Annotated in this window: 12 protein-coding genes and 1 pseudogene; all 13 read left to right on the top strand. The window is 36.7% G+C overall.

Annotated features, from left to right (window positions below):
* A pseudogene (locus ACODS7_RS30155) lies at positions 1 to 488 on the top strand (DUF927 domain-containing protein); the annotation flags it as partial.
* A 500-nt stretch (positions 489 to 988) separates the two neighbouring features.
* Entirely contained in the window at positions 989 to 1,144 is a 156-nt protein-coding gene (locus ACODS7_RS30150) for a hypothetical protein (RefSeq protein ID WP_243169161.1), read from the top strand.
* On the top strand, positions 1,145 to 1,684 hold the full coding sequence (locus ACODS7_RS30145) for an ERCC4 domain-containing protein (RefSeq protein WP_243169162.1): 540 nt from the start codon (positions 1,145 to 1,147) through the stop codon (positions 1,682 to 1,684).
* 13 nt (positions 1,685 to 1,697) lie between these two features.
* Positions 1,698 to 1,823: a Fur-regulated basic protein FbpA gene (gene fbpA / locus ACODS7_RS30140; protein ID WP_243169163.1), complete on the top strand. Its 126-nt coding sequence runs from the start codon at positions 1,698 to 1,700 to the stop codon at positions 1,821 to 1,823.
* A gap of 592 nt (positions 1,824 to 2,415) precedes the next feature.
* On the top strand, positions 2,416 to 2,535 hold the full coding sequence (locus ACODS7_RS30135; protein WP_243169177.1) for a DUF3797 domain-containing protein: 120 nt from the start codon (positions 2,416 to 2,418) through the stop codon (positions 2,533 to 2,535).
* A 263-nt stretch (positions 2,536 to 2,798) separates the two neighbouring features.
* Positions 2,799 to 3,122, top strand: a complete 324-nt coding sequence (locus ACODS7_RS30130) for a zinc-finger domain-containing protein (protein WP_243169164.1) — start codon at positions 2,799 to 2,801, stop codon at positions 3,120 to 3,122.
* A gap of 34 nt (positions 3,123 to 3,156) precedes the next feature.
* Entirely contained in the window at positions 3,157 to 3,543 is a 387-nt protein-coding gene (locus tag ACODS7_RS30125) for a hypothetical protein (RefSeq protein ID WP_197229227.1), read from the top strand.
* A 97-nt stretch (positions 3,544 to 3,640) separates the two neighbouring features.
* Complete coding sequence (locus tag ACODS7_RS30120) at positions 3,641 to 3,817, top strand: hypothetical protein (RefSeq protein ID WP_197229226.1); 177 nt, start codon at positions 3,641 to 3,643, stop codon at positions 3,815 to 3,817.
* 567 nt (positions 3,818 to 4,384) lie between these two features.
* Positions 4,385 to 4,855 (top strand): L,D-transpeptidase, encoded by a 471-nt coding sequence (locus ACODS7_RS30115; RefSeq protein WP_243169165.1) that lies wholly within the window; start codon positions 4,385 to 4,387, stop codon positions 4,853 to 4,855.
* A gap of 501 nt (positions 4,856 to 5,356) precedes the next feature.
* The gene (locus tag ACODS7_RS30110) at positions 5,357 to 5,509 is read left to right on the top strand and encodes a BC1881 family protein (protein ID WP_243169166.1); all 153 of its coding nucleotides are present in this window, start codon (positions 5,357 to 5,359) and stop codon (positions 5,507 to 5,509) included.
* 168 nt (positions 5,510 to 5,677) lie between these two features.
* A complete protein-coding gene (locus ACODS7_RS30105) occupies positions 5,678 to 6,250 on the top strand; it encodes a recombinase family protein (RefSeq protein ID WP_243169167.1) in 573 nt (190 codons plus the stop codon).
* Between the two features lie 57 nt (positions 6,251 to 6,307).
* Positions 6,308 to 6,808: a hypothetical protein gene (locus ACODS7_RS30100; protein WP_197229263.1), complete on the top strand. Its 501-nt coding sequence runs from the start codon at positions 6,308 to 6,310 to the stop codon at positions 6,806 to 6,808.
* Positions 6,774 to 7,713: terminase large subunit domain-containing protein (locus ACODS7_RS30095; protein WP_488828320.1), on the top strand; the 940-nt coding region annotated here is incomplete at its 3' end. The genes ACODS7_RS30100 and ACODS7_RS30095, both read left to right, overlap by 35 nt.

Raw genomic sequence — 7,713 nt, 5'->3', positions numbered from 1 at the left:
ATGAAGTGCTAACGAGACTTGCGGGATACTATGCAGCCGTTCACTTTACCGGGAGCATACTGAAAGAAACATTACAGCTAGATGTGAATTTACAAGCTATATCTCATTTGTTTGATGAAATCGCAAAGGAAAATAAAGCGACAGATAAGCCAATGCAATTTTTAGAAGAGATTCTTACAGATTTAGATAGTAGTAGGCAAGATATTTTCTATACATGGGAACCACAAAATAATAAGGCGATTTATAAGGGTGGTCAACTATATATGATGCCAGCTTTCACTTCAAAGTTTCTTGGGTTGGAAGAGAAGGCAACACGTAGAGAATGGTTAAAACGCGGGATAACGGTAGGGAAACAAGAAAAAGAATCATACGTGGACTATAGGCAAGTTAAACACAAAGGAAAGAATTTTCGAGCAATCCCTGTCAATATGGAATATGTAGAACAATTAGGTTTCGATTTTGAAGAAATCCATAAAAATGTTTTTTAGAACGATTCTATTGCCTTCATCATAGGATTTGTATTTATAAGCAGATGAATCAAAAAGGTAACAAGTAGTAGCAAAAGGTAACGAGTAAATATGATATCTTGTTACCCCCTTCATCCTTAGAGCTGTAAGGGATAGAAGTATATAGGTAACAAAAGTAACAGAAGTAACAAGTAAAAATATATACGTATGGAAATAAAAAATTCCTTTCATTTTTATATGTGTTATATATAGTGTTTTTTTTCGAAAAGTTGTTACTTTTGTTACCTGGAAGGTTGAAACCCTTGGGGGAGTAAGGCGGAGAGGGGTAACAAGGTACACGATTTATTTGTTACCTTTTTATTCTTATAAATCTTGAAACCCTTGGGAGAGTAAGATGGAATGGAATAATAAGTGCATAGTGTTTTTGTTACCTTATTTGTTACCTTTCATGATTAACTTTATTTTTATGTAGTGAAAACGAACGGATTTTCGAAAAAAAATAAATAGTAGGGGGATTTTTTATGCCAAAAATTTGTGAGATTTGCAAAAAGGAAATACAAGATGGAGTGATTCGATTGATGCAGCCTGCAGATACAGGTGGAATCAATCATTATCATATAGCGTGTAAAAATAAAAAAGACACACGTATTATGTGGCCCTTGAGGGGAGGGAAATAGGTGTCATCCATTCACTACCGCTATTCAGAATCAGAATTAAAAGCAATCCTATCCACATTAGAGATCATTGTAGACACGAGAGAACAGAAGAATCAGCATGTGTTGGACTATTTCCGTAAAAAGAAAGTACCGTTTAAAATTCATGGGATGAAAACATGTGATTATTCTGCGATGATTCCCAAGAATTTAGAAATGGGTTTAACCAGGGATGTATACCTCACGGCCGGTGTGGAGAGAAAGAATGGTGTGGACGAACTGGTTGAAAGTATCAAAGACCGTACACGTTTTGAAAATGAACTCATCCGCGCATCGAAACATCCATTTGTTCTGATTGTGGAAGACTTGGAAGGATACCAGAAGATATTGAATGGAACATACCGGAGTAAGTACGAACCGAAATCTTTATTAGGTAGTTTAAAAACGTTTGAAGTACGATATGGATTTTCTACAGTTTTCATTGATCCGATTACCACGGGTAATTATATTTATCATCACTTTTTATACATGGCTCGTGAGTTATTGAAAAAAGGGTTTATTTAAGCTAGGAGGAAACATGAGCAACAAAGATATACTCATTGAACAATTGATAGAGAAAGACATATTTAAATTGCCGGATGGTCGAGATTTGTATGAAGGGATGGAGGCGGAATTGATGAAGCTGCTGGAAGAAACGATGTAAAGTTGCATAAAAAAGACTGATATAAATTATACCAGTCCTAGGTTGGGCAAGGTGCTTCCTTACGACTTAAAAATGCTTTTTTTTTATATAGATTATGAATATAATGGTACAAGCGTTCCACTTGTATCGTATAAAAGGAACTCCTGCGCAAGAGTTCCTCCGGTAGAACAGAAAGGTTCGAAATCAAGTGTTTCTAGTATGTGTCATTTCAAAAATAATATGTGAAAAAATTAAAAGAGCATCTACGCAGAGATGCCCTTGACCAAGACTCTTATTGTAAAGAGTACGTGGTATAATGCATGAGGGAATGAGTATGTAACTTGTGCAAAGAAAAGAACTCTTATATAAGAGTTCCAAAGAGGAAAAATGAGTTGATAACAAAAACCAATTGGTATAGGCATAGTATGCCCAAATCATATACATGTATACAACATAACAAAGCAGCTAGCAAAAAGCTAACTGCTCGGCGTGTTGATAACAGGAGAAACTTCATTCATGGAATTAAGGAGTATGGCCATATGTGGCCTATGGATAGTATGATTCAAAATTAGAATTTTATGCAGGAGGGGAAAGAATGGATGCTTGAAAAACGCTGGAACTGACGAATGAGTATGGGAAATGTAAACAATGTGGGAATGAAATGATTGGGGATGGAGAAGGAACGCTAGAAATTGTAGAGGATATGTTTAAACGTACGTGTAAATGTGGTTAGGTAGTTGAGGTTAAAGAAAATTAGATGAAAGGTCTGGTTCACCATGCACCAGACTTTTGAGTCAAAAAAAGACTGACAGAATCCTAGTAAAATGGATTTAAATCCTTTCTGAATATCATAAGGTATCCGGGAGGGTAGAATCGCTCAGAAAGGATTCTAATCGTTTTTACAGAAAGTGTGGATTTCTGGTCCTTCCAAATGTGTCCTCACAAATAACCTCGGTATAATAAAGACAAACGAAAAGACTGAGGAGAGAATGAAATATGGACGCAAGAAAAATGAGAATTCGTATTTTAGATTTACTAGATGGTCATTGTCAGAGTTGTGAATACCATGGAGGGAAAACACACCCATACTGCACAGAAACGTGTAAAATTGGGCAAGAAATTCAGCAATTAGGAACCAGCCTGATTACAGATGAAAAAAGTCGAGAGTATAAAACAAAAGTGAAGTGGGATAAAGTATGTCAGGATGTAATGGAATTAAAAAAGGAAGGTCTGACATACGTTCAAATAGCGGAAATATTGGGATATGACAAGGGTACGATCCGCCAGCAATTGAAAAAACGAGGATTATTAGAGTCATAAAGAAGATGATGAAAGGGAGTAGGTGAATCATCATTTGTTTAACTGGCTAAAAATATATCAAGAATTGGAAGGGGAAATTGCGTATATTGAGTTTGACCTACAGCGTAGTAAAAGAGAGTTAAAACGCTGGGTAAGTGGTGATTTGCAAGATGTTCGTTTAACAGCTGAATCAGAAGGCGCGAAGGTAGAAGAACGGATTGCCACAATTGAATATGAATTAGCTCATAAAATGAATGATATGTGGGATTTAAATAAGCTAATTTGTAAGTTCGAAGGACTAGAGCACCAAATACTGAAGTTGAAATATGTGGATGGATTGACATTAGCGAATATTGCAAGTGAACTGAATTATAATCCTGATTATATCAGACGGAGACATGCAGAAGTAATGAAGGTTGTCAAGTTTATAGATGCATTATAATGTGACTTGTTTGTGGGTTACATTCTGGTCACAGAATCTCTTGCCAAAATGGTTTATAGTAATAGCATAGACATTTATGAAAGAAGAGGAGCTGTATATGAAAGTAAGTACAGGTAGTTTGTTTGTATATGCAACATTAGTTGTTTTAAGTGGTATATTACAAGTATACTCGTATCAGAATCCAGATATGAATACGCTATTGAAATACAGTTTACAAGCTATTTTAGTGATTACAGCATTGATATATGGCTTTTTTGATAGAGACGGAGAGTAAATCGTTCGCTTTATCGAAATAAGATAACGTACCAAAACCAGAGAATGAAAGATACCGTAATAATAATAAATAAGAATGGTGAAAATCGCATAGGGAGCTCCTTTTTAGAAATAAGGTGTACATGAATGTAGGTGAATATACATTTTGAAATATCACGTACCGTAATGATAGTAACAAAATAAAAAAAAGAAAACATACATTAAAGTATGAAATAAGCGTAAAAAACTTATTTCATACTCAACATAAAAAGCATCTCATTTACGAAGAGCATCTACGGGCATGGATGCTCTTTTCCAATGCACCGTTTAAAGCGGACAAGCATATAGTACAGTAAATAGAATGAGGCATGATCGTTACCTTTCTATTCGAAAGCACTCGTGAAAACGGGTGTTTTTTTCGTATCACTTTTATAAAGGCAAACATATAGTAAAGTAGGGACAGCCCTTCGTTTTTCATATTTCAATACTCATAGTGAAAAGCATCCAACAAATGGGTGCTTTCTTTTTGAAGTGTGTTGCATAAAATCACCATTCCTACAGAAGAGTATAGGATAGGAGGTGATTCATATTGAAAACACTATATAAATTTCTATTTGTGTTGATGCTAGTCTTTCCTTGTGCGCTGTGGGTACATGCTACAGAAGCATATGCTTCAACAGATAAGTATATTGTAATTAAACGTGAGGAACATAAATTGTACTATGTGAAGAATAAGTTGGTCATCAAATCATTTCCTGTTACAACAGGAAGGAGAGAGAATCCAACTCCGGCAGGAAGATTTACAGTCGTATATAAAGAGCAAAATCGCCCATTTTATAAAAAGCAGATTGCAGGTGGTGCACCGAATAATCCATTGGGAACACGTTGGATTGGCTTGAATATCAAAGGTACGAAGGGGGATACCTATGGTATACATGGAACAAATCAAGCCGGAACGATTGGCATGAAAATCAGTGATGGATGTATTCGTATGAACAATGCAGATGTAGAATGGTTGTATAACGAAGTAGAAAAAGGCACAACTGTTATTATTAAATGATTTTTTGCAAAAAAATCAGTATGTATTAGATTATAAATGGAAGAGCATCCTCATGTGGATGCTCTTTTAGTATATTTTTATCAAAAATGGTGAAAGAAACAGTGCTTTGAAGTGGAAATTACATTTAGCGATGGTAGGAGATTGGATAAAGTTGGTGCCACTGCTGCCAAGTTCCGTGTGGATGGGTAGTATGCCATTGATTCCAATTTATATAGTTAGGCCACATCGTATGATGCCATTGTTGCCAAGTATGGTGGGGATGAGTAACATGCCACTGTTGCCAGGGGACATAATAGGAAGGATACATGTCGGTTCAGCTCCTTTTTAACGTTTTTATATAGAGTATGTAAGTAAAAAAGAAGAAGAGCTTGTTTTGGAATAAGATGAGTTTGTCTATTCGTTATACGCCAATCAAATTTATAAAATTGGTAGTGATGCATCCAACTGGCGCGGTTGCTCTCTTTTATATTCTTTACACCTGAAAAGAGGAGGAATTATAAAATGAACCTAAAGAACATATCTACAAAAGATATGAGTGAAGAGTTAGAGAAACGAGATGAAGTTACATCAATCCATGTAGAGCCACATGTAAAAGTAGAAGTGGCTGGAGCAGTTGTGGAAGGACCGGCTATTATTTTAATAAATCAGGATTAACTCTTTTTGTTTGTGTGTCCAAAAGTTGAGAGTTTTAGACATAATGTTTAAGTAACGAAAACAATGTGATTTGAATAGAATTTTCTTCTTGATTCCATCTAAAAGATAGTCTAGAATAAAACGTACATAAGACTTATATCTTTTAGACGTTTGAAAGGGGAGGTTTGAATGGAGTTAGTCGGATATGCACGTGTAAGTACAAGAGATCAGGATTTAGGGTTACAAATTGAAAAGTTAGAATCATTTGGTTGTAAAAAGATATTTATGGAAAAACAAAGTGGAGCCAAGAGTGACCGTGAAGAACTTAAAAAAGCGTTAGAATATCTAAGACCTGGAGATAAATTGGTCATTTATAAAATAGACCGATTAGCTCGTTCTACATTTGATTTACAAAAGATTGTGAAAGAGTTAAATGAACGAGAGATATCAGTTGTATTTATAAAAGAGCAAATTGACTTCTCTACACCTTCAGGAAAGCTCATGTTTACTATGTTAGGTGCCATTGCTGAATTTGAAAGAGATTTGATTAATGAAAGAACAGCAGAAGGTAGAGCAAGAGCCATTGAAAAAGGGAAGCATATGGGACGTAAAGGACAAGATGAGAAACAAATTAAGCAGGCAATGAATTTGTTCTTTCATCGTGATGAGAATGGATTAAGTGTAAATGATATATCTAAAATGACTCATGTTCCACGCTCTACTATTTATGCCAAAGCAAAAGAAATAATGGAAAAACAATAAAACAAATGTAAAGTAGCGAGATATCGCTGCTGTTTTATTTTGGGTGAGGTGAGAGCGATGACGAAAATTAAAAGATGGTTAACCAAAGAAGGATTATTAAAGATTGAAGGATGGGCACGAGATGGTCTCATTGATGAACAAATTGCGCATAACATGGGGGTTACTCGCGTTACGCTTCACAATTGGAGAAAGAAACACCCAATCATGGACCAAGCTGTACGTCGTGGAAAAGAAGTAGTGGATCGTGAAGTAGAGAATGCTCTGTTTAAGAGAGCCACTGGTTATACGTATGAGGAAGTCACTGTGGAAAGACAACAGAATGAAGATGATTGTGAAAGTGTGGAAACCAAACGAGTGAAGCGACAAGTCCCACCAGATTCAACAGCCATCATCTTCTGGTTAAAGAACCGTAAGCCACAAGCATGGCGTGATAGACGGGAAATTGATCATAGCGGAGAAATGAAGCAAACCGTTGTACAAAAGCCGGAATTGAGCAACTTGTCTGTGGAGGAGTTGAAACAAATTGAAAGCATCCTCAAAAAATCTACCGACAGTTGAAGACATACAAAGGGAAATCGCGCGTCGTGATTATTATGAGTACGTGTGTTATGTCCATGAAGGTAGATACAAGAAAGCACCGCATAGTGAGTTTGTTGGTGGTGTCATTCAGGAAGCGATGGATAAAAAGAAACAAATGAACGCAGGCGAGATTCCAACCACGAACCAATACATTGCTATTAATATGCCACCGCGTCATAGTAAATCCATGACCATTACGGAAACCTTGCCTTCTTACTATTTAGGTAATTTTCCAGAAGACCGTGTGATTGAAATTAGCTATAGTGATACATTCGCTCGTCGTTTTGGGAAAAAGAATAAAGAAAAGGTGAAACAATATGGCGCGGATTTATTCGATATCCAAATTTCGAAAGAAAGCTCGGCACATGATGAATGGTTACTGGATAATGAGATAGGTGGCATGATTTCACGTGGTGTACTATCCGGTATCACGGGTATGGGTGCGGATTTAATGATTATCGATGACCCGATTAAGAACCGTGAAGAAGCGGATAGTGAAACGCATCGCGGGAAGATATGGGATGAGTGGATAGACAGCTTTTCTACTCGTTTACATCCAGGCGCTATTGTTATTCTTATTCTCACAAGATGGCATGAAGACGATTTACAAGGTAGGTTGCTCAGCGAAGAATACGGGAAGCCGTTACCGTGGCAAGTCTACAACCTTCCACTGGAAGCCGAGGAAGACGATGTGATAGGACGAGCTGTAGGAGAACCGCTGTGGCCCGAGCGATATGGACTTGAATTCATACAAGAAAGGAAACGATATCCAAGTAGCTTTAACTCATTATATCAAGGCAGACCAACCGCAGCGGAAGGGAATCTATTAAAACGTGCGTGGTGGCAATATTATGATACGCTGCCGAAGATGGTTCATACGATTA

The organism is Bacillus sp. FG16 (assembly GCF_057809515.1).
Note: the sequence above shows the minus strand (reverse complement) of the source record. Positions and strands in the feature narration are given on the sequence as shown.